Origin of the sequence: Pseudomonas sp. WS 5146, assembly GCF_012985495.1 — a bacterium.
Classification (GTDB): Bacteria; Pseudomonadota; Gammaproteobacteria; order Pseudomonadales; family Pseudomonadaceae; genus Aquipseudomonas; species Aquipseudomonas edaphica.
In genome coordinates this window covers 764,745-787,958 of sequence record NZ_JAAQWL010000002.1, presented here as the reverse complement: position 1 = coordinate 787,958, position 23,214 = coordinate 764,745, and the positions used below count along the sequence as shown (strand labels likewise).

The 23,214-nt window shown below is 58.2% G+C and carries 20 protein-coding genes; 3 read left to right on the top strand and 17 right to left on the bottom strand.

Annotated features, from left to right (window positions below; genetic code table 11):
- Positions 1-24: 24 nt before the first annotated feature.
- A complete protein-coding gene (locus HBO41_RS08275; protein WP_169985749.1) occupies positions 25-891 on the top strand; it encodes a pirin family protein in 867 nt (288 codons plus the stop codon).
- Between the two features lie 99 nt (positions 892-990).
- Here HBO41_RS08275 and HBO41_RS08270 read toward each other — a convergent pair whose 3' ends face one another.
- The 4 genes from HBO41_RS08270 to HBO41_RS08255 form a co-directional block, all read right to left on the bottom strand.
- Positions 991-1,719, bottom strand: a complete 729-nt coding sequence (locus HBO41_RS08270; protein ID WP_099549023.1) for a dienelactone hydrolase family protein — start codon at positions 1,717-1,719, stop codon at positions 991-993.
- Positions 1,720-1,785: 66 nt separating this feature from the next.
- Complete coding sequence (gene htpG, locus HBO41_RS08265) at positions 1,786-3,690, bottom strand: molecular chaperone HtpG (RefSeq protein ID WP_169985747.1); 1,905 nt, start codon at positions 3,688-3,690, stop codon at positions 1,786-1,788.
- Between the two features lie 89 nt (positions 3,691-3,779).
- Positions 3,780-4,232, bottom strand: coding sequence for a PaaI family thioesterase (locus HBO41_RS08260; protein ID WP_017134476.1), 453 nt, complete (start codon positions 4,230-4,232; stop codon positions 3,780-3,782).
- Positions 4,229-4,705, bottom strand: coding sequence for a PaaI family thioesterase (locus tag HBO41_RS08255; protein WP_017134477.1), 477 nt, complete (start codon positions 4,703-4,705; stop codon positions 4,229-4,231). The genes HBO41_RS08260 and HBO41_RS08255 overlap by 4 nt, the downstream gene beginning before the upstream one ends.
- Before the next feature lie 159 nt (positions 4,706-4,864).
- Between HBO41_RS08255 and HBO41_RS08250 the strand changes: the two genes are divergently transcribed.
- The gene (locus HBO41_RS08250; protein ID WP_017134478.1) at positions 4,865-5,122 is read left to right on the top strand and encodes a hypothetical protein; all 258 of its coding nucleotides are present in this window, start codon (positions 4,865-4,867) and stop codon (positions 5,120-5,122) included.
- A 96-nt stretch (positions 5,123-5,218) separates the two neighbouring features.
- Here the strand turns inward: HBO41_RS08250 and HBO41_RS08245 are convergent, their stop codons facing one another.
- The 11 genes from HBO41_RS08245 to sdhC all read right to left on the bottom strand — a co-directional run bounded on the left by HBO41_RS08245 (position 5,219) and on the right by sdhC (position 19,315).
- Positions 5,219-5,959, bottom strand: a complete 741-nt coding sequence (locus HBO41_RS08245; protein ID WP_017134479.1) for a DUF599 domain-containing protein — start codon at positions 5,957-5,959, stop codon at positions 5,219-5,221.
- Between the two features lie 233 nt (positions 5,960-6,192).
- Complete coding sequence (gene brnQ, locus HBO41_RS08240; protein WP_169985745.1) at positions 6,193-7,506, bottom strand: branched-chain amino acid transport system II carrier protein; 1,314 nt, start codon at positions 7,504-7,506, stop codon at positions 6,193-6,195.
- A gap of 431 nt (positions 7,507-7,937) precedes the next feature.
- Positions 7,938-8,819: a succinate--CoA ligase subunit alpha gene (sucD, locus tag HBO41_RS08235; RefSeq protein ID WP_056859731.1), complete on the bottom strand. Its 882-nt coding sequence runs from the start codon at positions 8,817-8,819 to the stop codon at positions 7,938-7,940.
- Positions 8,819-9,985, bottom strand: a complete 1,167-nt coding sequence (gene sucC, locus HBO41_RS08230) for an ADP-forming succinate--CoA ligase subunit beta (protein WP_003210567.1) — start codon at positions 9,983-9,985, stop codon at positions 8,819-8,821. The genes sucD and sucC overlap by 1 nt, the downstream gene beginning before the upstream one ends.
- 204 nt (positions 9,986-10,189) lie before the next feature.
- A complete protein-coding gene (gene lpdA, locus HBO41_RS08225; protein ID WP_017134447.1) occupies positions 10,190-11,626 on the bottom strand; it encodes a dihydrolipoyl dehydrogenase in 1,437 nt (478 codons plus the stop codon).
- 99 nt (positions 11,627-11,725) lie between these two features.
- Positions 11,726-12,949 (bottom strand): 2-oxoglutarate dehydrogenase complex dihydrolipoyllysine-residue succinyltransferase, encoded by a 1,224-nt coding sequence (gene odhB, locus HBO41_RS08220; RefSeq protein ID WP_017134446.1) that lies wholly within the window; start codon positions 12,947-12,949, stop codon positions 11,726-11,728.
- A 44-nt stretch (positions 12,950-12,993) separates the two neighbouring features.
- A complete protein-coding gene (locus HBO41_RS08215; RefSeq protein ID WP_017134445.1) occupies positions 12,994-15,825 on the bottom strand; it encodes a 2-oxoglutarate dehydrogenase E1 component in 2,832 nt (943 codons plus the stop codon).
- A 261-nt stretch (positions 15,826-16,086) separates the two neighbouring features.
- Positions 16,087-16,791 (bottom strand): succinate dehydrogenase iron-sulfur subunit, encoded by a 705-nt coding sequence (locus tag HBO41_RS08210; protein WP_003172807.1) that lies wholly within the window; start codon positions 16,789-16,791, stop codon positions 16,087-16,089.
- A gap of 11 nt (positions 16,792-16,802) precedes the next feature.
- Positions 16,803-18,575: a succinate dehydrogenase flavoprotein subunit gene (gene sdhA / locus HBO41_RS08205; RefSeq protein ID WP_017134444.1), complete on the bottom strand. Its 1,773-nt coding sequence runs from the start codon at positions 18,573-18,575 to the stop codon at positions 16,803-16,805.
- A gap of 3 nt (positions 18,576-18,578) precedes the next feature.
- The gene (gene sdhD / locus HBO41_RS08200) at positions 18,579-18,947 is read right to left on the bottom strand and encodes a succinate dehydrogenase, hydrophobic membrane anchor protein (protein ID WP_003172805.1); all 369 of its coding nucleotides are present in this window, start codon (positions 18,945-18,947) and stop codon (positions 18,579-18,581) included.
- Positions 18,941-19,315: a succinate dehydrogenase, cytochrome b556 subunit gene (gene sdhC / locus HBO41_RS08195; RefSeq protein ID WP_016979564.1), complete on the bottom strand. Its 375-nt coding sequence runs from the start codon at positions 19,313-19,315 to the stop codon at positions 18,941-18,943. Before sdhC ends, sdhD begins: the two co-directional genes overlap by 7 nt.
- Before the next feature lie 364 nt (positions 19,316-19,679).
- On the opposite strand from sdhC, the gene gltA reads away from it, so the two are divergent.
- Complete coding sequence (gene gltA, locus HBO41_RS08190) at positions 19,680-20,969, top strand: citrate synthase (RefSeq protein WP_017134443.1); 1,290 nt, start codon at positions 19,680-19,682, stop codon at positions 20,967-20,969.
- Between the two features lie 272 nt (positions 20,970-21,241).
- On the opposite strand, the gene HBO41_RS08185 is transcribed toward gltA, so the two are convergent.
- Both HBO41_RS08185 and HBO41_RS08180 read right to left on the bottom strand, forming a co-directional pair.
- The gene (locus tag HBO41_RS08185) at positions 21,242-22,900 is read right to left on the bottom strand and encodes a cation acetate symporter (RefSeq protein ID WP_017134442.1); all 1,659 of its coding nucleotides are present in this window, start codon (positions 22,898-22,900) and stop codon (positions 21,242-21,244) included.
- Entirely contained in the window at positions 22,897-23,208 is a 312-nt protein-coding gene (locus tag HBO41_RS08180; RefSeq protein ID WP_017134441.1) for a DUF485 domain-containing protein, read from the bottom strand. The genes HBO41_RS08185 and HBO41_RS08180 overlap by 4 nt, the downstream gene beginning before the upstream one ends.
- Positions 23,209-23,214: the final 6 nt, after the last annotated feature.

The window sequence follows — 23,214 nt, the reverse complement described above, 5'->3', positions numbered from 1 at the left end:
AACCCGCTCAGACAGGGACGCCCCATGACCACCCTCACCGTGATCCGCCCGCGCGCCGAAGACGTCGAAGGCCAGCCGATCCTGCGACCGCTGCCGTCACGCGAATGCCGCAGCGTCGGGCCTTTTGTGTTTTTCGACCATATGTTGTCGACCCGCTATGCACCCGGCACCGGCATGAATATCCGCCAGCACCCGCATATCGGGCTGTCCACCCTCACCTACCTGTTCGAAGGCGCCCTGCAACACAAGGACAGCCTGGGCTCGGACCAGGTAGTGCAAGCCGGCGACGTCAGCTGGATGACCGCCGGCAGCGCAATTGCCCACGTCGAGCGCACGCCCGAAGCCCTCAAGGCCAGTGGTTTCAGCCTGCACGGCCTGCAGGTGTGGCTGGCCTCGCCCAAGGACCATGAAACCGGGCCGGGCCACTACAGCTATCACCCGGCGGCAAGCCTGCCGGTGAGCGATAACCTGGGCGTGCAGATTCGCCTGATCGCAGGCGCGGGCTTCTGCCTTAAATCGCCGGTGCCGGTGCTGTCGCCTACGTTATATGCCGAGGTGCAGATGCACACGGCCACGACGCTGCTGATCCCGGATGAGCATGAGGAGCGCGCGGTGTATGTGCTGGACGGCGAGGTGCAGTTGGACGGTGAGGCAGTGGAGGCGCATAGCCTGGTGGTATTGCCGAGCGGGCAGGAAATGACCTTGTTTGCCGAAAGCGATTGCCACGTGGTGGTGTTCGGCGGCGCGCCGCTGGATGGGCCACGGCGGATCAATTGGAATTTTGTCGCGAGCGATCCGGCGGTGATTGAACAGGCCAGGCAGCGCTGGGCGGCCGGGGATTGGCCGACGGTGCCGGGTGAGTCAGAAAGAATCGAGTTGCCTGTCAGATAGCTATCGCAGGCAAGCCAGCTCCAACCTGTCGACTGTTTTCACAGTTCAAAGTGTGGGAGCTGGCTTGCCTGCGATGAGGCCGGAACAGGCGCTAGAGCTTTAGCCCTTGAACACTTCATCCAGCAAGTTATGCATCGACTGGAACGCACGCTTGGCCGTCTTCGCGTCGTACATCATCTTGCCCGGCACATTGGCGTGCGGGTCAGTAAAGGAATGCACCGCGCCGCCGTAGCTCAGCAGTTGCCAATCCACACCGGCGGCGTTCATTTCTTGCTCAAACGCCGGCAGTTGCTCTTTCGGCACCAACGGATCGGACGCGCCGTGCAGCACCAGCACCGAACCCTTGACGTGCTTGGCACCTGCCGGGTTTTGTGTGTCGATCGTGCCGTGGAACGACACAGCAGCCTTCAACGGCGCACCGGTACGTGCCAGCTCCAGCGAGCAGAAACCACCAAAGCAGAAACCGAAGGTCGCCAGCTTCGAGGTATCAACGGCCGCTTCGGTCTGGCTTTGCAGTTGCTCAAAGGCCGCCTGCATGCGCTTGAGCAGCGCCGGGTTATCGTTCTTCAACGGCATCATCGCAGCGCCGGCTTCATCGCCATTCGTCGGGCGCACGGTCTGCCCGTACAGGTCGGCGATCAGTACCACGTAGCCTTGGCTGGCCACGCTCTTGGCGATTTCCTCGGCACCCGCACTCACCCCCATCCAGTTCGGCGCCATCAGCAGGCCCGGCAGCGGGCCTTTGTGGCTGGCATCGAACGCCAGGCGGCTTTCATAAGACTGGCCATCAATCTGATAGACCACGGAACGTACAGTGACTTGGCTCATCATTTACTCCAGTTGAGGTGCGTTAGAACGAAAAAACCCGCCGAAGCGGGTTTTTCTACAACGGTGTTAAACCGACAGTTCAACCAACAGCTTGTTCAGGCGGCGCACATACGCGGCCGGATCTTTAAGGCTGTCACCGGCAGCCAGGGCTGCCTGGTCGAAGAGGATGTGCGACAGGTCGCCAAAACGCTCTTCACTCTGCTCGCCATCGAGTTTCTCGATCAGCGGGTGAGCCGGGTTGAATTCGAAGATCGGCTTGGAATCCGGCACTTTCTGCCCGCTGGCTTCGAGGATCTGACGCATCTGCATGCCCAGGTCCTGCTCACCGATGGCCAGAATCGCCGGAGAGTCGGTCAGACGGTGGGAAACCCGCACTTCGCTGACGGCATCGCCCAAGGCAGTCTTGATCCGCTCAACCAGGCCTTCTTTGGCCTTGGCGACTTCTTCGGCTTCCTTCTTCTCTTCTTCGGAGTCCAGGTTACCCAGGTCCAGGTCACCACGGGCCACGTCGACGAAGGTCTTGCCGTCGAACTCGCTGAGGTAGCTCATCAGCCACTCGTCGATACGGTCGGTCAACAGCAGCACTTCGATGCCTTTCTTGCGGAAGACTTCCAGGTGCGGGCTGTTCTTGACCTGGGCGTAGGTTTCGCCGGTCAGGTAGTAGATCTTGTCCTGACCTTCCTTGGCGCGTGCCAGGTACTCGGCCAACGACACGATCTGCTCGCCGTCGTCACCCTGAGTCGAGGCAAAACGCAGCAGGCCGGCGATTTTTTCCTTGTTGGCGAAATCTTCTGCCGGGCCTTCTTTCATGACCTGGCCGAAGTTTTTCCAGAAGCCCTTGTATTGCTCAGGCTCGTTCTTCGCCAGTTTTTCCAGCATGTCGAGCACGCGCTTGGTCAGCGCCGACTTCATGGAGTCGATGATCGGGTCTTTCTGCAGGATTTCCCGCGACACGTTCAGCGACAGGTCGTTGGAGTCGACCACACCTTTGATGAAGCGCAGGTACAGCGGCAGGAACGATTCCGCCTGGTCCATCACGAACACACGCTGCACGTACAGTTTCAGGCCTTTTGGCGCCTCACGCTGGTACAGATCGAATGGGGCACGGGCAGGTACATAAAGCAGCGAGCTGTATTCCAGCTTGCCTTCGACCTTGTTGTGGCTCCAGCTCAGCGGGTTCTCGTAGTCGTGAGCGATGTGCTTATAGAACTCCTGGTACTCCTCGTCTTTGACTTCGGTACGAGGGCGGGTCCACAAGGCGCTGGCACGGTTGACCACTTCCCATTCCTGGGCAGGTTTCTCTTCGCCCTCGACAGCCGCTTGTTCTTTCGGCAGTTCGATCGGCAAAGCGATGTGGTCGGAGTATTTCTTGATGATATTGCGCAGGCGGTAGCCGTCGGCGAATTCATCTTCAGCGGCTTTGAGGTGCAGCACGATACGCGTGCCACGGTCAGCCTTGTCGATAGTGGCGATTTCGAACTCGCCCTCACCTTTGGAGGCCCAGTGCACGCCTTCGCTGGCGTCAAGGCCGGCGCGGCGGCTGAATACTTCAACCTTGTCGGCGACGATGAAGGCCGAATAGAAGCCCACGCCGAACTGGCCGATCAGGTGCGAATCTTTCTTCTGGTCGCCCGACAGGTTCTTCATGAAGTCTGCGGTGCCGGATTTGGCGATGGTACCCAGATGGGTAATCGCGTCTTCGCGGCTCATGCCGATGCCGTTGTCTTCGAGGGTGACGGTCTTGGCGTCCTTGTCGAAGCTCACACGGATTTTCAGTTCGGCGCCACCTTCCAGCAACTCAGGCTTGGAGAGGGCTTCGAAACGTAATTTGTCGACAGCGTCAGAGGCGTTCGAGATCAATTCGCGAAGGAAGATTTCCTTGTTGGAATACAGCGAATGGATCATGAGGTGCAGCAGTTGCTTCACCTCGGTCTGGAAGCCCAGGGTTTCCTTTTGAGTTTCCACACTCATGGTCATCAAACTCCAATTGGATGGCAGTGGCCGCGCCCGAAAGGGTTGGCGGCGGGTTGTCATCAAAGTTGGGGGCTAAGACCAGGATTTCAAGGGCGCACCAATTCCTCAATTTTGAAATGTGCGCGAGCGGTGGCAATCGGCTCAGCGGCGGTGCTTTGCCAGGCGGTGATCGCCACATTCGCCACCCGGCGGCCTTGGCGCCACACCTGGCATTTGGCGTAAGTGTCGCGAAACTGCCCGGCACGCAAGTAATCCAGGGAAAAATCGATGATTTTCGGCAAACCTGGCGCACCGGTAAATACCAGCAAATGTAACGCTGCCGACAGCTCCATAAAACCTGCGATCACACCGCCGTGCAGCGCTGGCAATATCGGGTTACCAATATTGTCCTTGTTGGCCGGCAGGCGAAACAGCAGCTCATCCCCCAACCTTGAGCATTCGATGCCGATCAGCTTGGCGTAGGGCACCAGGTTGAGCAACGCCTCATAGTCGCCGCGCTCATGGGCCTGTTCGAGGCGGGTCTTGAATCGATGCGTCATGCCTGGTCTCCCTTGATCGAATTGCCGAGTCCTTGCGTGCCTTTGAGGCGCTTGCCCATGCGCATGAAGGTGCCCACCACATGGGCGATGGGTTGCTGAGGATCATCCTGGTAGGCAAAGCCACGGGTAAAGATCACGTCGGTGGTCACCCGGTAGCATTGTGCAAAGCCATACACCGGCTTGTGCGGCTCGGCGGGATGCATGTAGTCGACGCGCAAATCCAGGGTCGGGCACACCTCGAACTCCGGCAGCACGCACAGCGTGGCCATGCCGCAGGCGGTGTCCATCAGTGAGGTCAGCGCGCCGCCGTGAATCACGCCGGTCTGAGGGTCACCGACGATATGCGGGCCGTAAGGCAGGGCCAGCGTCATGCCCTCCTCGCTGGCGGCATGCACGATAATGCCCAGCACCTGGCAATGGCGCAGGGCCAAAACAAAGCGTGTGGCACGCTCTAACAAGGGATTTTCGGTCATGTGTGCAGACTCTTATTAGTGTGGGTTTGCGCAGTAGCCGGGACAGGACTAAAAGTTCCTTGGCAGCGGTGTTTTATATATCTTTGAAACAAAAGGAACTAATGCTGGCCGTCCAAGCTCGAAAGGCCAGTAGATATCTTCAATAAGGAGAAACACCCCATGCGCAAGACTTTAGCTATTTCCATGATGTTGGCCGCTGCCCTCGGTCTCGCTGCCTGCGATAAGAAATCCGAAGACAAAGCCCAAGATGCCGCCGCGCATTCTGAGCAAGCTCAGAAGGACATGGCGAAAGCACAGGATAAAGTGAACGACGCTGCGAAAGAAAACGCCGATGCTGCCAAAGCTCAGGCTGAATCGAACGAAGCCGCCGCGAAAGAAGCTGCACCTGCCGCACCTGCAGAACCTGCCAAGAACTAATAGCCTGGCATTTGCTGCAAAAAGAAAGCCCGCTTACATAGCGGGCTTTACTTTGCCTGCGATTTATAGAATTTGATTAACCCTGGGTGCCACTCATCAAGACACGGTTTCTTTAGCCGGCTCGGCTACCGGCATATCGGTCGGCGTATAAACCATCACCTGCAGTACGTCGGAATGAAACTCGCGGCGATACAGCACCAGTACCACACCGCTGCTCATCAACATGAACAACCAGGGGCTGACAAACCAGGCCAGCATGGTCATGCCGAAGTAATACGAGCGCAGGCCAAAGTTGAACTGGTTGGCCGCCATCGAAATCACCCGCGCCGCCCGCAGGGCAAATGCCTTGCGCTCCTGCTCCGACACCTGCCGCTCACCGATCATCGGCGCCGAGCCCACCAGAACGGCGGCAAAGTTGTATTGACGCATGCACCAGCTGAAGGTGAAGAACGCGTAGACGAACACCAGCGCCAGGCACAGTAGCTTGATTTCCGACATGCCCTGTGACGCCTGCTGCACCATGGGGATGTCCGCCAGCAACGATACCGCACGCTCGGACGCGCCCAGCACGGTGAGAATACCGGCGAGAATAATCAACGTGCTGGAGGCGAAGAACGAGGCATTGCGCTCCAGGTTGCCGATCACACTGGCGTCGGCAATCCGGTTATCGCGCAGCAGCATACGGCGCATCCAGTCTTCGCGATACAGGTGCAGCACGCTGGCCAGGCAGGCGGTGTCTCGGGCTTTCCAACTGGCATAGCGGGTGTAGCCACCCCAGCACAGGGCAAACCAGAAGGCGGCCAGCAGGTGGATTTGATTGGTTTCGATGAACGACATGCGGGGCCTTGTATACGATGGATGAAGACGAACACGGTTAAAAATGTGCGAGCTGGCTTGCCTGCGATGGCGGTGGATCAGGCGACACAGCAGTGACTGAACCGACGCCATCGCAGGCAAGCCAGCTACCACATTGACCGAACTCCAACTTTAGAGCGTTGTGGTCTTGCAGGCATAAAAAATGCCCCGTATCGATTGATACGGGGCATTTCAGTACAGCGTGAAACCGCGGGTTAGGCGATGGCTTCGCTACGCTTGCCGAGCATACGGTCAACCACTACCGCCACGGCCAGCGTCATCACCGACGGCACCAGCCATGCCAGGCCTTGCTCACTCAGCGGCAGGTGCGCCAATTGTGCAGGCATCCAATCGGCCAAGCCAGCGCCTTTAAGCGCGTCGATGCAACCAAAGATGAACGACACCAGCATCACCGGGCCAACAATACGGCCCTGCTCCTGCCAGAAGTCTTTGCAGAAGCTCAGGGCCACCAGCACGATGCACGGCGGGTAGATCGCGGTGAGTACCGGGATCGAGAAGGCAATCAGCTTGGTCAGGCCCAGGTTGGACACGAACAGCGAGAACAGCGCCAGGATCACCACCAGCGTCTTGTAAGACAATGGCAGCACTTTGCTGAAGTACTCGGCGCAAGCACAGGTCAGGCCCACGGCAGTGACCAGGCACGCCAGGGAGATCAGCACAGCGAGGAAGCCGCTGCCCAGGGAGCCGAAGGTGTGTTGCACGTAGGCGTGCAGCACTGCCGCGCCATTGCTGGCACCGGCCGCCACCGCGTGGCTGCCCGAACCCAGGCGGAACAGGCTGATGTACACCAGCGCCAGGCCCACGCCGGCAATCAGCCCGGCGATGATCGCATAGCGAGTGATCAGCTTTGGCGACTCAACACCACGGGAACGAATCGCGTTGACGATGACGATACCGAACACCAGCGCGCCGAGGGTATCCATGGTCAAGTAGCCATTGATAAAGCCCTGGGAGAACGGTGCAGCGACGTATTCCGGGGTGGCAACACCCACATCACCGGCCGGCAAGGCAAACGCAGCGATGCCCAGTACGGCCAGGGCGATGATCTTCAACGGTGCGAGAAAACGCCCTACCGTGTCCAGCAGACGCCCTGGGTACAGGGAAATGAAGAACACCAGCAGGAAGTACACCGAGCTGTAGAGGAACAGCGCCAGCGGGCTTTCGCCGGTCAGCGGCGCCAGGCCCACTTCAAACGAAACGGTCGCGGTGCGCGGGGTGGCGAACAGCGGGCCTACCGCCAGGTACGCCGCCGCCGCCAGCAGGCCACCGGCGATCTTGCCGATCGGGCTGCTCAATGCGTCCATGCCGCCGCCGACCTTGGCCAGCGCGATCACGGTGACCACCGGCAAGCCAACTGCGGTGATCAGGAAGCCCAGCGCTGCCATCCAGACGTGAGGCCCGGACTGCAAACCAACGATAGGCGGGAAGATGATGTTGCCGGCGCCCACGAACAGGGCAAAAGTCATAAAGCCTAACGCCAGGATGTCCTGGCTTTTCAACACTTTCATTTCAGGAAATACCACACTACTGAATCGGAATTTAGAGAGGGATTCCCTGTGGATGAGGGAACTGCTGCCGGCCCTGATGGGGACCAACCGGTCTAGCGCGCGGCTTCCTTTTGGGAGGCGGACGCATAAAGAGGCGGCTAGAGTACAGAAATAAGCCGACAAACGCACTGTTGCGGGGCGGACTGTCCGATAAGCGACATCCAAATGTCGCGTTTTCATACTTAATTTGGCAGTGCCGTCCCTGTGGGAGCTGGCTTGCCTGCGATAGCGATCTGTCTGTGCCAAATGTGTTGGCTGACACACTGCTATCTCAGGCAAGCCAGCTCCCACATTTGACCGAGTAAATCTGCCAAAAAATGGGCAAATCCAGAATGCACAAAGGCCACCCGAAGGTGGCCTTTGTGTGGTGAAGCGTCAGCTAAGCGCGAGGCTTACTTGACAGCCCAACCGGTCAGTTCGGACAAAGCCTTGCCGATATCTGCCAGCGAACGCACGGTTTTAACGCCTGCGTCTTCCAGGGCAGCAAACTTCTCGTCTGCTGTGCCCTTGCCGCCAGAGATGATTGCGCCAGCATGGCCCATGCGCTTGCCTGCAGGGGCAGTCACACCAGCGATGTAGGAAACAACCGGCTTGGTCACGTTGGCCTTGATGTAGGCAGCCGCTTCTTCTTCAGCCGAACCGCCGATCTCACCGATCATTACGATCGCCTCGGTCTTCGGGTCTTCCTGGAACAGCTTCAGGATGTCGATGAAGTTCGAACCTGGGATCGGGTCACCGCCGATGCCGACACAAGTCGACTGACCGAAACCGGCGTCAGTAGTCTGCTTGACAGCTTCGTAGGTCAGGGTGCCGGAACGCGAAACGATACCGACTTTGCCTGGCAAGTGAATGTGACCTGGCATGATGCCGATCTTGCATTCGCCTGGGGTGATCACGCCTGGGCAGTTAGGGCCGATCAGGACTACGCCCAGCTCGTCGCACTTAACTTTAGCGTCCAGCATGTCCAGGGTAGGAATGCCTTCGGTGATGCAAACGATCAGCTTGATGCCGCCGAATGCCGCTTCCAGGATCGAGTCTTTGCAGAAAGGAGCTGGAACGTAGATCACACTGGCGGTGGCGCCAGTGGCAGCTACAGCGTCTTTCACGGTGTTGAACACTGGCAGGCCCAGGTGCTCGGTACCGCCTTTGCCCGGAGTTACGCCGCCAACCATCTTGGTGCCGTATTCGATGGCTTGCTGGGTGTGGAAACTACCTTGCGAACCGGTAATACCCTGGCAGATAACTTTGGTGTCTTTATTGATCAGGACGCTCATTATTTGCCCTCCGCAGCTTTGACAACTTGTTGAGCAGCGTCGGTCAGGCTGGTAGCCGCGATGATGTTCAAACCGCTTTCTGCCAGTACTTTAGCGCCCAGTTCAGCGTTGTTACCTTCAAGGCGAACAACCACCGGGATTTTAACGCCAACTTCTTTCACTGCACCGATGATGCCTTCGGCAATCATGTCGCAACGAACGATGCCGCCGAAGATGTTGACCAATACTGCGGCGACGTTGGAGTCGGACAGGATGATCTTGAACGCTTCGGTAACGCGTTCTTTGGTAGCACCGCCGCCCACGTCGAGGAAGTTGGCTGGTTTGCCGCCATGCAGGTTGACGATGTCCATGGTACCCATGGCCAGGCCAGCACCGTTGACCATGCAACCGATGTTACCTTCCAGGGCTACGTAGTTCAGTTCGAACTTGGCAGCGTGCGCTTCGCGCGGATCGTCTTGCGACGGATCGTGGAAAGTCTTCAGCTTAGGCTGACGGTACATGGCGTTGGCGTCGATGTTGATCTTGGCGTCGAGGCAGTGCAGATCGCCGTCAGCCTTGATCACCAGTGGGTTCACTTCCAGCAGGGCCAGATCGTGATCCTGGAACAGTTTGGCCAGACCTACGAAGATCTTGGCGAACTGGGCAACTTGCTTGCCTTCCAGGCCCAGCTGGAAAGCCAGCTCGCGACCCTGGAATGGCTGAGCGCCAACCAGTGGATCGATAGTGGCTTTCAGAATTTTTTCTGGGGTTTCTTCGGCGATCTTCTCAATGTCCACGCCACCTTCGGTGGAAGCCATGAACACGATGCGACGGCTCGAACGGTCAACGACAGCGCCCAGGTACAGCTCTTTAGCGATATCAGTGCACGATTCAACCAGGATCTTGGTGACTGGTTGGCCATTGGCATCAGTCTGGTAAGTCACCAGACGCTTGCCCAGCCACTGCTGTGCGAAGGCCTTGGCGTCTTCTTTGCTGCGAACCAGCTTAACGCCGCCCGCTTTACCGCGACCACCGGCGTGGACCTGGGCTTTGACAACCCATTCGGTACCACCGATTTTGTCGCAAGCTTCTGCTGCTGCTTCCGGGGTGTCTACTGCGTAACCCTTGGATACTGGCAGGCCGTATTCAGCGAACAGCTGCTTACCCTGATACTCGTGAAGATTCATGCTTTTTACCGTCTTCGTTAGGTACTGCGCATTCGGCGCTGCGCTCATTATGAGTGCCGCACCACCTGTGACTGCTGCTTGCACAATTTGCGAGGCTTAAGACCCGTAAAACTGTGCAAGGCTGCGTCCAGCGGATATTCCGCGGTGAGTCTTGCGCGCAAGGCTCACGACGGGCAACTCCGCCGTGGTTTCTTATTATCTCGCTTAGCGCTTCTTGCGGTTGGCGATGTGGATGGCGCCGCCATTCACTGCCAACGCTGCTTCGTGCAACGCTTCGGACAGGGTCGGATGGGAGAAGACCATCATGCCCAGGTCTTCGGCACTGGTGCCGAATTCCATACCGATCGCGCCCTGCTGAACCAGTTCGGCAGCGCTTGGGCCAATCACGTGGACGCCCAATACGCGGTCAGTCTTGGCATCAGCGATGACTTTGACAAAACCACCGGTGTCGTTAGCTGCCATGGCACGGCCAGAAGCGGCAAACGGGAAGGTGCCGACGTTAACTTCAACGCCTTCAGCTTTCAACTGCTGTTCGTTCTTGCCGACCCATGCAATTTCCGGGTGGGTGTAGATAACCGATGGGATCAGGTCGTAGTTCATCTGGGTTTTATGACCCTTGATGCGCTCGACAACCATGATGCCTTCTTCGGAAGCCTTGTGCGCCAGCATCATACCGCGAACCACGTCGCCGATGGCATACACGCCTGGCACGGTAGTAGCGCAATGATCGTCAACGTGGATGAAACCACGCTCGTCGATGTTCACGCCGCTGTCGGAAGCCAGCAGGTCGGTGGTCACTGGACGGCGACCCACGGCTACGATCAGCTTGTCGAAGGTGATGGTCTGCTCGCCTTCTTTATCGGTGTAGGTCACAACGACTTCTTCGCCGTTGACCTTGGAACCGGTAACACGGGCGCCCAGTTTGATATCCAGACCTTGCTTGGTCAGGGTTTTCAGCGCTTCTTTGGACACTGCAGTGTCGGCAGCCAGCAGGAACGTGTCCAGGGCTTCCAGCACAGTCACTTCAGAACCCAGGCGCGACCATACCGAACCCAGTTCCAGGCCGATTACGCCAGCGCCGATCACGCCCAGACGCTTGGGAACCGCTTGGAATTCCAAGGCGCCGGTCGAATCAACGATCACGTTCTGGTCAACAGGAGCAGGCGGAATGTCGATTGGACGCGAACCTGGTGCCAGGATCACGTTTTCGGCTTCGATGACTTCAACCGAGCCGTCCGGCTTGGTGATTTCAACTTTCTTGCCGGCCAGCAGCTTGCCGTGGCCTTGCAGGGAAGTCACGCCGTTGGCCTTGAACAAGGTGGCAACGCCGGAAGTCAGGCCTTTAACGATGTTGGCTTTACGGCCGACCATTGCTGGCACGTCCATGGTCACGCCAGCATGGTTGATGCCGTGGATCGCGAAACCGTCTTGGGCTTCGTGGAATTTCCAGGAGCTGTCCAGCAGCGCCTTGGAAGGAATGCAACCAACGTTCAGGCAAGTACCGCCCAGCGCCAGTTTGCCTTCCTTGTCGGTGTATTTTTCGATGCAAGCAGTCGAGAGGCCCAGTTGTGCGGCCTTGATCGCGGCAACGTAGCCGCCAGGACCGGCACCAATCACTACAACGTCAAATTTCTGTGTCATGAAAATAGATCCTCTATTCAGCGACAAGCTTCAAGCGACAAGCTGCAAGCCAAGCTGCTTTTTCCTACAGCTTGTAGCTCGCAACTTGCAGCTGCGTCTTTAGATGTCCAGCAGCAGACGAGCCGGGTCTTCCAGCAGGTTCTTGATGGTTACCAGGAAAGTCACGGCTTCTTTACCATCGATCAGGCGGTGATCGTACGACAGCGCCAGGTACATCATCGGGCGGATCACGACTTGGCCGTTGATGGCCATCGGACGCTGGATGATGTTGTGCATGCCCAGGATCGCAGCTTGCGGCGGGTTGACGATCGGGGTCGACATCATCGAACCGAAGGTACCACCGTTGGTGATGGTGAAGGTACCGCCGGTCATCTCGTCGATGGTCAGCTTGCCGTCACGGGCTTTCTTGCCGAAGCCGGCGATGCCGCCTTCGATTTCAGCCAGGCTCATCAGCTCGGCGTTACGCAGGACCGGTACTACCAGGCCACGGTCGCTGGACACGGCAACGCCGACGTCTGCATAGCCGTGGTAAACGATGTCGCTGCCGTCGATGGAAGCGTTGACTGCCGGGAAGCGTTTCAGCGCTTCGGTGGCCGCTTTCACGAAGAACGACATGAAGCCCAGGCGCACGCCATTGTGGGACTTCTCGAACAGATCCTTGTACTTCGAACGCAGGGCCATGACTTCAGTCATGTCGACTTCGTTGAAGGTGGTCAGCATCGCCATGTTCGACTGCGCTTCAACCAGACGCTTGGCCACGGTGGCACGCACGCGGGTCATCGGTACGCGCTTCTCGGTACGGTCGCCAGCAGCGAACACAGGCGCAGCGGCAGCAGGTGCTGCAGCCTTGGCCGGTGCAGCAGCCGGAGCGTTTTTCTTGGCTTCGACAGCAGCAACCACGTCTTCCTTGGTTACGCGGCCGTCTTTGCCGGTGCCCTTGAGGGACGCCAGGTTGATGCCGTTTTCTTCAGCCAGCTGACGCGCAGCCGGTGCAGCGATCGGGTCTTCACCACCTGCAGCCGGAGCGGCAGCGGCAGGTGCGGCAGCTGGAGCAGCAGCGGCGGCCGGAGCAGGAGCAGCAGCGCCGCCCGCTTCGATCGAGCCCAGGATCTGGTTCGACAGGACGGTAGCGCCCTCTTCAGCCACGATCGCGCCCAGCACGCCGTCAGCTTCGGCCAACACTTCCAGAACGACTTTGTCGGTCTCGATGTCGACGATCAGGTCGTCACGCTTTACAGCGTCGCCTGGTTTCTTGTGCCAGGTGGCAACGGTGCCATCGGCAACCGATTCCGGGAATGACGGGGCTTTGATTTCGATAGCCATTATCTGTGGGTCCTTAAAATTCGGTTTCAGTCAGCGCGAAGGCGTTAAACAGTGAAAGCATCTTGCAGCAGTTTTTCCTGCTGCTCGGCGTGCATCGACGCATAACCACACGCAGGTGCAGCAGAAGCATCACGACCGGCGTACTCCAGGCCCAGGCCTGTTTTGTGGTTACCGATACTGCGACGCAAATGATGCTGGCTGCTGTACCACGCGCCCTGGTTCATCGGTTCTTCCTGGCACCACACCGCGTGGGTGAGGTTGGTGTAAGGCGCGATGGCCTCCATCAGGTCGTCTTCCGGGAACGGGTAAAGCTGCTCGATACGCACGATGGCGATGTCTTCGCGGCCTTCGGCACGGCGTTTTTCCAGCAAGTCGTAGTAAACCTTGCCACTGCACAGGACCAGGCGAGTGACCTTGGCAGCGTCCAGGGTGTCGATTTCTGGAATCACGGTCTGGAACGAACCGTCGGCCAGATCTTCCAGGGTCGAGATGGCCAATTTGTGACGCAACAGCGATTTCGGGGTCAGCACTACCAGCGGCTTGCGCAGCGGGCGGATCACCTGACGACGCAGCAAGTGGTAGATCTGGGCCGGGGTAGTCGGCACGCACACCTGGATGTTGTGCTCGGCGCACAGCTGCAGGTAACGCTCCAGACGGGCCGAGGAGTGCTCCGGACCCTGACCTTCATAACCGTGTGGCAGCAACATGGTCAGACCGCACAGACGGCCCCACTTGTGCTCACCGCTGGTGATGAACTGGTCGATAACCACCTGGGCACCGTTGGCGAAGTCGCCGAACTGGGCTTCCCAGATCACCAGCGCATTTGGCGTGGTGGTGGAGTAGCCGTATTCGAACGCCAGTACGGCTTCTTCGGACAGGAACGAGTCGTACAGGTCGAAACGTGGCTGGCCTTCGTACAGGTGTTGCAGCGGTACGTAGGTGGTCGCGTCTTTCTGGTTGTGCAGTACCGCGTGACGGTGCGAGAACGTACCACGGCCGATGTCCTGGCCGGTCATGCGGATCGGGTGACCTTCGAACGCCAGGGTCGCGTACGCCATGGTTTCGGCGTAACCCCAGTTGATCGGCAGGCCGCCGGCTTGCATCTTCTGACGGTCTTCGTAGATCTTCGCAACCTGGCGCTGCACCACGAAGCCATCTGGAATTTCCAGCAGCTTGGCGGACAGTTCCTGCAGGGTCTTGAGGTCGAACGAGGTGTCGTGACGCGCCGTCCAGGCGTGGCCCAGGTACGGGCGCCAGTCCACGAACAGCTCTTTGTTCGGCTCTTTAACCAGGCTTTTCACTACATGCAGGCCGTTGTCCAGCGCGTTGCGGTATTCGTCGACTTTCGCCTGAACACGCGCATCGTCAACCACGCCGGCCGTAATCAGGCTGTCGGCGTACAGTTCACGGGTGGTGCGCTGCTTGGTGATCTGCTGGTACATCAACGGCTGGGTGCCGCTCGGCTCATCCGCTTCGTTGTGACCGCGACGGCGGTAGCAAACCAGGTCGATGACCACGTCACGCTTGAACTGCATGCGGTAGTCGATGGCGAGCTGGGTCACGAACAACACGGCTTCCGGATCATCACCATTCACATGGAGGATCGGCGCCTGGATCATCTTGGCAACGTCGGTCGCGTACTCGGTAGAGCGCGCGTCCAGCGGGTTGCTGATGGTGAAACCGACTTGGTTGTTGATGACGATGTGAACCGTACCGCCGGTCTTGAAGCCGCGAGTCTGCGACATCTGGAACGTTTCCAGGACCACGCCTTGACCGGCGAACGCCGCGTCACCGTGGATGGAAATCGGCAGGACTTTCTCACCGGTGGAATCGTTACGACGATCCTGGCGAGCACGCACCGAACCCTCGACCACCGGAGAAACGATTTCCAGGTGGGACGGGTTGAAGGCCATGGCCAGGTGAACTTCACCGCCGGTAGTCATTACGTTGGACGAGAAGCCCTGGTGATACTTGACGTCACCGGAACCCAGTTCGACCTTCTTCTTGCCTTCGAACTCGTCGAACAGTTCACGCGGGTTCTTGCCGAAGGTGTTGACCAACACGTTCAGGCGACCACGGTGAGCCATGCCGATCACGATTTCCTTGGTGCCGTAGGAACCGGAACGCTGGATCAACTCGTCGAGCATTGGAATCAGGCTTTCGCCGCCTTCCAGGCCGAAACGCTTGGTGCCCGGGTATTTGGTACCCAGGTATTTCTCGAGGCCTTCGGCCGCGGTCACGCGCTCCAGCAAGTGGCTGCGCACGTCGGCGGACAAAACCGGACGGCCACGCACACCTTCCAGGCGATGCTGGAACCAGTGGCGCTGCTCGGAATCGGTGATGTGCGTAAACTCAGCGCCGATGGTGCGGCAATATGTCTGCTGCAACGCTTCGTGAATTTCGCGTAGGCTCGCTTCCTCTTTGCCGATGAACAGGTCGCCGGCACGGAAGGTCGTATCAAGATCGGCATTGGTCAAGCCGTAATGATTGATCGACAGGTCAGCAGGTGCAGGACGCTTCCAGAGCCCCAGCGGGTCAAGCTGGGCCGCCTGGTGGCCACGCATCCGGTAAGCCTGGATCAGTCGCAATACTTCAACTTGCTTCTTCTCATGCTCGCTGCTCACGCTACCGGCGGAAACCGGTTGGGCGCGGCGCTGGTTCTTTGCCAGCAGCACAAATTGATCGCGAATTGTTGCGTGCGATACATCGGTGGCAGCGTTGCCGTCTGAAGACAACGTCTGAAATTTGGTGCGCCATTCTTCTGGCACAGCGTTAGGGTCGTGCAGGTAGAGCTCATAAAGCTCTTCCACATAGGCAGCGTTACCACCTGAAAGATAGCCGCTGTTCCACATGCGCTGCATCACGCTTTCTTGCATGCTTGGTCACCCTCGATTTGGGGACACCACCGGCGAAAACACCGAGTTTGCTTGCAAAAGGCCAAGTGCAGCGACCAAAACAAGCCACTTAGGATCACGCTGATAGTTCGGGTACCAACCCGAATGCCCCTGCTTGTCTCATTTCTTCAAAATAAGAGCTGCGGCTTTGTAAGTCGCTGCTCAAGTTAAAACTACGGCGCCGGTTGAAGCCTGCGCCGTAGCATTTACGGGCACAACGGTCCTGCTTTGCTACAACGTCGCTTACACGCCGCTTTGCAGCAGCATGTTACGGATGTGACCAATGGCCTTAGTCGGGTTCAGGCCTTTGGGACATACGTTGACGCAGTTCATGATCCCGCGGCAGCGGAATACGCTGAACGGGTCATCCAGTGAAGCCAGACGCTCGGACGTCTTGGTGTCACGGCTGTCTGCCAGGAAGCGGTACGCTTGCAGCAGGGCAGCTGGACCCAGGAACTTGTCCGGGTTCCACCAGAAGGACGGGCACGAGGTCGAGCAGCAAGCGCACAGGATGCACTCGTACAGACCGTCGAGCTTTTCACGCTCTTCAGGGGACTGCAGACGTTCGATGGCCGGAGCCGGCGTGTCGTTCTGCAGGAACGGCTTAACTTTCTCGTATTGCTTGTAGAAGATGCTCATATCGACCACCAGGTCACGGATAACCGGCAAACCTGGCAGAGGACGAACGATCAGCTTGTTACCTTTAACAACAGCCGACAGCGGCGTGATGCACGCCAGGCCGTTTTTGCCGTTGATGTTCATGCCGTCGGAGCCACAAACGCCCTCACGGCAAGAGCGACGATAGGAGAAACCTTCGTCCTGCTCTTTGATCAGTGCCAGTACATCCAGCACCATCAGGTCTTTACCACCGGTATCGACCTGAAATTCCTGCATGAACGGCGCGGCGTCCTGATCAGGGTTGTAGCGGTAAACACTGACTTTCAACATGGCAGCCACCCTTAGTAAGTCCGAATCTTCGGTTCAAACGTCGGCACCGTCTTCGGCGAGAAGTTCACGGCACGCTTGGTCACGCGCTTGTCACCCGGGAAGTACAGGGTGTGGCACAACCAGTTTTCGTCGTCGCGATCTTCAAAGTCTTCACGGGCGTGGGCACCACGGGATTCTTTACGAACCTCGGCGGCGATCGCAGTGGCTTCGGCCACTTCCAGCAGGTTTTGCAGCTCAAGGGCTTCGATACGAGCCGTGTTGAACGCCTGGCTCTTATCGTTGATCTTGACGTTGGCGATGCGCGTGCGCAGGTCGGCCAGCTGGGCAATACCCTTCTGCATGTATTCGCCGGTACGGAATACACCGAAGTAGTTCTGCATGCAGCTTTGCAGCTCGCGACGCAGGGTAGCCACGTCTTCGCCATCGGTACGCTCGTTCAGAGCGTTCAGGCGCGCCAGGGCGGCCTCGATGTTGGCGTCGGTGGCGTCATCGTATTCGATGCCGTCGGTCAGGGCTTTTTCCAGGTGCAGGCCGGCAGCACGACCGAATACCACCAGGTCGAGCAGCGAGTTGCCGCCCAGACGGTTGGCACCGTGTACCGATACGCAAGCCACTTCGCCTACGGCGAACAGACCGTGGATGATCTCGTCCACGCCTTCGGCGTTCTGGGTGATCGCCTGGCCATGAATGTTGGTCGGCACGCCGCCCATCATATAGTGGCAAGTCGGAACAACCGGCACCGGAGCAACTACCGGGTCAACGTGCGCAAAAGTCTTGGACAATTCGCAGATACCTGGCAGGCGGCTGTGCAGGACTTCTTCACCGAGGTGATCGAGTTTCAGCAGTACGTGGTCGCCGTTCGGGCCACAGCCGTTACCGGCGATGATTTCCTTAACCATCGAACGGGCCACAACGTCACGACCTGCAAGGTCTTTGGCGTTCGGAGCATAACGCTCCATGAAACGCTCGCCGTGCTTGTTGATCAGGTAACCACCTTCACCACGGCAACCTTCTGTAACCAGTACACCGGCGCCGGCGATGCCGGTCGGGTGGAACTGCCACATTTCAATGTCTTGTACCGGCACGCCAGCACGCAGGGCCATGCCGACGCCGTCACCGGTGTTGATCAGGGCATTGGTGGTCGACGCGTAGATACGACCTGCACCGCCGGTTGCCAGCACAGTAGCCTTGGCACGGATGTAGGTGGTTTCACCGGTTTCGATGCAGATGGCGATCACACCGACGAAGGCGCCGTCGGCGTTCTTCACCAGGTCAACGGCGTAGTACTCGTTCAGGAACGTGGTACCGGCTTTCAGGTTGCCCTGATAAAGGGTGTGCAACAGCGCGTGACCGGTACGGTCGGAAGCGGCGCACGTACGGGCAGCCTGCCCGCCTTTACCGTAATCCTTCGACTGGCCGCCGAATGGACGCTGGTAGATACGACCTTGCTCGGTACGCGAGAACGGCAGACCCATGTGGTCCAGCTCGAACACGGCAGCCGGGCCTTCCTGACACATGTACTCGATAGCGTCCTGGTCACCGATGTAGTCGGAACCCTTGACGGTATCGTACATGTGCCAGCGCCAGTCATCGTTCGGGTCGGCGGAGGCGATGGCGCAGGTGATGCCACCCTGGGCCGACACAGTGTGGGAACGGGTCGGGAACACCTTGGTGATCACGGCAGTCTTGTGACCGCCCTGAGCCAGCTGCAGCGCTGCGCGCATGCCGGCACCGCCGCCACCAATAATGATGGCGTCGAAGGAAATAGTTGGAATGTTAGCCATGAATCAGATACCCCAAAGAATCTGCACACCCCAGACGAAGTAAGCGAACATCGCAACGCCGCAGACTGCCTGGAAGAGAAAACGTACTGCAGTCGCGGACTTGCCCAGCGCCATCGGCGTCAGGTAGTCGGTCGCGATGGTCCACATGCCGACCCAGGCGTGAGCGCCCAGGGCTACAAGGGCCAGCAGACTGAAGATTCGCATCGCATTGTGGGAAAACAGGCCATGCCATTGCTCATAGCCGATGCCCGGGTTTGCGACGAGGTATCCGATCAGGAAAATGAAATAAGCCGCGAGAACGACCGCAGACACACGCTGTGCCATCCAGTCATAGAGGCCCGAACGCGAAAGGTTCGTAACGCTGGTTACCATATCCAAACTCCTGCCAGAACGATCAGCACCACGGAAATGGCGATGATGATTTTCGAGCCCAGGCGGCCGCCTTCCAGCGTCTCACCGATACCCGCATCCATGATCAAGTGGCGCACACCGGCTACCAGGTGATACAGCAGAGCGGACAGGAGGCCCCATGCTACGAACTTGGCCAGCGGGCTGGTCAAGCATGCCTTCACCTCGGCGTATCCTTCCTCGGAACCCAGGGATTTGCTCAATGCATAAAGCATGATGCCCAAGCCCAGGAACAGGATGATGCCGGAAACACGGTGCAGGAACGACGTAACGCCGGTGATGGGGAGTTTGATGGTCCTTAGGTCTAGGTTTACAGGTCGTTGGCTATTCACGGCTTTTTTTCACACTGAAGAGCCCCTAACAATCAGGGCAAAGTTGTTGGGGAGTGCACTGGTCAGGTAAGCACCACCCAGGGAGTGCGACCCCCAATGAAAGCAAGCCCAAAAGCCCTTGGCGGTCGGTGGCCGAGTATAGACAGTTAGGTTACTAATGACAACGCGCACTCCTCACCCTAATAGCGGATTGCGCTGGCGGTATAAAAGGCGTAAATGGCAGTCAATTTCGACGAAAAAGTATGGTTAAAGCCTTCTGGAGCAAGACTTTAGGCAAATTGACATCTGGATTTATATCAATATAGTGGTGCGGGCCCTGCGTGGGGGGTCTGTCTGATGATTTGAAGCATAAATAGGAGGCCACATGGCTGACAAAAAAGCGCAGTTGATCATCGAGGGCGCAGCCCCCGTCGAGCTGCCCATTTTAACCGGCACCGTTGGTCCCGATGTTATCGACGTACGGGGCCTGACGGCCACGGGCCGTTTCACATTCGACCCAGGCTTCATGTCGACCGCCTCTTGCGAGTCGAAGATCACCTATATCGATGGTGACAATGGTATTTTGCTGCACCGCGGCTACCCGATCGAACAGCTTGCTGAACAGTCGGACTACCTGGAAACCTGCTACCTGCTGCTAAATGGCGAATTGCCAACAGCTGAGCAGAAAGCCCAGTTCGTCAGCACCGTGAAGAACCACACCATGGTTCACGAGCAGTTGAAGACCTTCTTCAACGGCTTCCGTCGCGACGCCCACCCGATGGCCGTCATGTGCGGTGTAGTCGGCGCCCTGTCGGCCTTCTATCACGACTCCCTGGACATCAATAACCCGCAGCATCGCGAAATTTCCGCGATCCGCCTGGTTGCCAAGATGCCAACCCTGGCCGCAATGGTTTACAAGTACTCCATGGGTCAACCCATGATGTACCCGCGCAACGACCTGACGTACGCGGAAAACTTCCTGCACATGATGTTCAACACCCCGTGCGAGATCAAACCGATCAGCCCGGTGCTGGCCAAGGCGATGGACAAGATTTTCATCCTCCACGCCGACCACGAGCAAAACGCCTCCACCTCCACCGTACGTCTGGCGGGCTCTTCGGGCGCCAACCCGTTCGCCTGTATCGCCGCCGGCATTGCCGCATTGTGGGGCCCTGCCCACGGCGGTGCGAACGAAGCCGTGCTGACCATGCTCGATGAAATCGGCGATGTGTCCAACATCGACAAGTTCATCGCCAAGGCCAAGGACAAGGAAGATCCGTTCAAACTGATGGGCTTCGGTCACCGCGTCTACAAGAACCGTGACCCGCGTGCCACCGTGATGAAACAGACCTGCGACGAAGTGTTGAAGGAGCTGGGCATCAAGAACGATCCGCAACTCGAACTGGCCATGCGCCTGGAAGAGATCGCCCTGACCGACCCTTACTTCATCGAACGCTCGCTGTACCCGAACGTCGACTTCTACTCGGGGATCATCCTCAAGGCGATCGGCATTCCAACCAGCATGTTCACCGTGATCTTCGCCTTGGCACGCACTGTCGGCTGGATCTCGCACTGGAAAGAAATGCTCTCCAGCCCGTACAAGATTGGCCGTCCGCGCCAGCTGTACACCGGCTACGAGTCGCGTGATATCACCAAACTGGAAGATCGCAAGTAAGCATCTAACTATTTGGTCTTAAAAACGGCCTCCTTTCACAAGGAGGCCGTTTTTATTTGTGCAGGAATTGAGCGCAAGACCTGAGGCCAGCGCCAACCGGGACGCAGAGCGTCCATGGCTGTATTCCCACGCAGAGCATGGGAACGATCGGCGTAGAGGCACTTTATTGATGCAAGGGTTGAGAAACTGTTTTGTGAAATCCGTTACCAATAAAAGCAAAAAAATGCCCCGATCTCACGACCGGGGCATTTTTTTTGTAGCCGTTACAAATCTTAGTGGTTTACCGCCCCACTCGCCCCCAGGCCAGTCTGCGAACGCACAAACTGCGGGAAGTACAGCGCACGCTCTTTTTCTGCCGCCGCCGACTTGTCAGTGATGGAGAAGAACCAGATGCCGACGAACGCAATGATCATCGAGAACAGCGCTGGGTATTCGTAAGGGAAGATCGCTTTTTCATGGTGCAGGATCGACACCCAGATGGTCGGGCCAAGGATCATCAGGCCGACGGCACTGATCAAGCCCAGCCAGCCGCCAATCATGGCGCCACGGGTGGTGAGGTTTTTCCAGTACATGGAAAGCAGCAGCACCGGGAAGTTACAGCTGGCAGCAATCGAGAACGCCAAGCCGACCATGAACGCGATGTTCTGGCTTTCGAACAGGATACCCAGGCCGATCGCCAACACGCCCAACGCCACGGTGGTGATCTTCGACACGCGAATCTCATCTTTCTCGTTGGCCTTGCCCTTCTTGATCACACTGGCGTACAGGTCATGGGACACCGCCGAAGCACCGGCCAGGGTCAAACCGGCAACCACTGCCAGGATGGTGGCAAACGCCACGGCCGAGATGAAGCCGAGGAAAATGCTGCCACCCACCGCGTTGGCCAGGTGCACCGCCGCCATGTTGTTACCGCCGAGCAAGGCACCTGCAGCATCCTTGAACGCCGGGTTGGTGCTCACCAGCAGGATCGCGCCAAAGCCGATGATAAACGTCAGGATATAGAAGTAGCCGATGAAACCGGTGGCATACAGCACGCTCTTACGTGCTTCCTTGGCGTCGCTTACGGTGAAGAAGCGCATCAGGATGTGCGGCAGGCCGGCCGTACCGAACATCAGCGCCAGGCCCAGCGAGAATGCCGAAATCGGATCTTTCACCAAGCCGCCGGGACTCATGATCGCCTCACCTTTAGGGTGAACCTTGATCGCCTCGGAAAACAGCATGTTGAAGTCGAAGTTGACGTGCTTCATCACCATCAACGCCATGAACGAAGCACCGGACAGCAACAGCACCGCCTTGATGATTTGCACCCAAGTGGTTGCCAGCATGCCGCCAAACAGCACATACATGCACATCAGGATACCCACGAGGATCACCGCTACGTGGTAGTCCAGACCGAACAGCAGCTGAATCAGCTTGCCCGCCCCTACCATTTGCGCGATCAGGTAGAACGCCACCACCACCAGCGAGCCACAGGCCGACAGGCTGCGGATCTGGGTTTGCCCCAGGCGATAGGACGCCACGTCGGCAAAGGTGTACTTGCCCAAGTTACGCAGGCGCTCGGCGATCAGGAACAGAATGATCGGCCAGCCCACCAGGAAGCCGATCGAGTAGATCAGGCCATCGTAGCCGGAGGTGAACACCAGCGCGGAAATCCCCAGGAAGGACGCCGCCGACATGTAGTCGCCGGCAATCGCCAGGCCGTTCTGGAAACCGGTGATCTTGCCGCCGGCCGCATAGTAGTCGGCCGCCGACTTGTTGCGTTTGGACGCCCAGTAGGTGATGCACAACGTCGCGCCGACGAAGACCACGAACATCAGGATCGCTGCAACGTTCAGCGGTTGTTTGTGCACTTCACCGGTCAATGCATCCGCCGCCCAAACGGCGGGCGCAAAGACCGAAGCGCCAAGTACAGCCAATAGACGACGGATCATTGCGCAGCCTCCTTGAGAATCGCATTGTTCAGGTCGTCGAATTCGCCGTTGGCGCGTCGTACATAGATGCCGGTGAGGACAAAGGCCGAGACAATCAGGCCGACCCCGATGGGGATGCCCCAGGTGATGGATGAGCCGGGGCTGAGTTTGGCCCCCAGTATTTGTGGCCCGTAGGCAATCAACAGGATGAAAGCGGAGTAAAGCCCTAGCATGATCGCCGAGAGAATCCAGGCGAACCTTTCCCTTTTTCTGACCAGCTCCTTGAAACGCGGGCTGTTTTGAATCGAGAGGTAAATGCTGTCGTTCATTGTTTT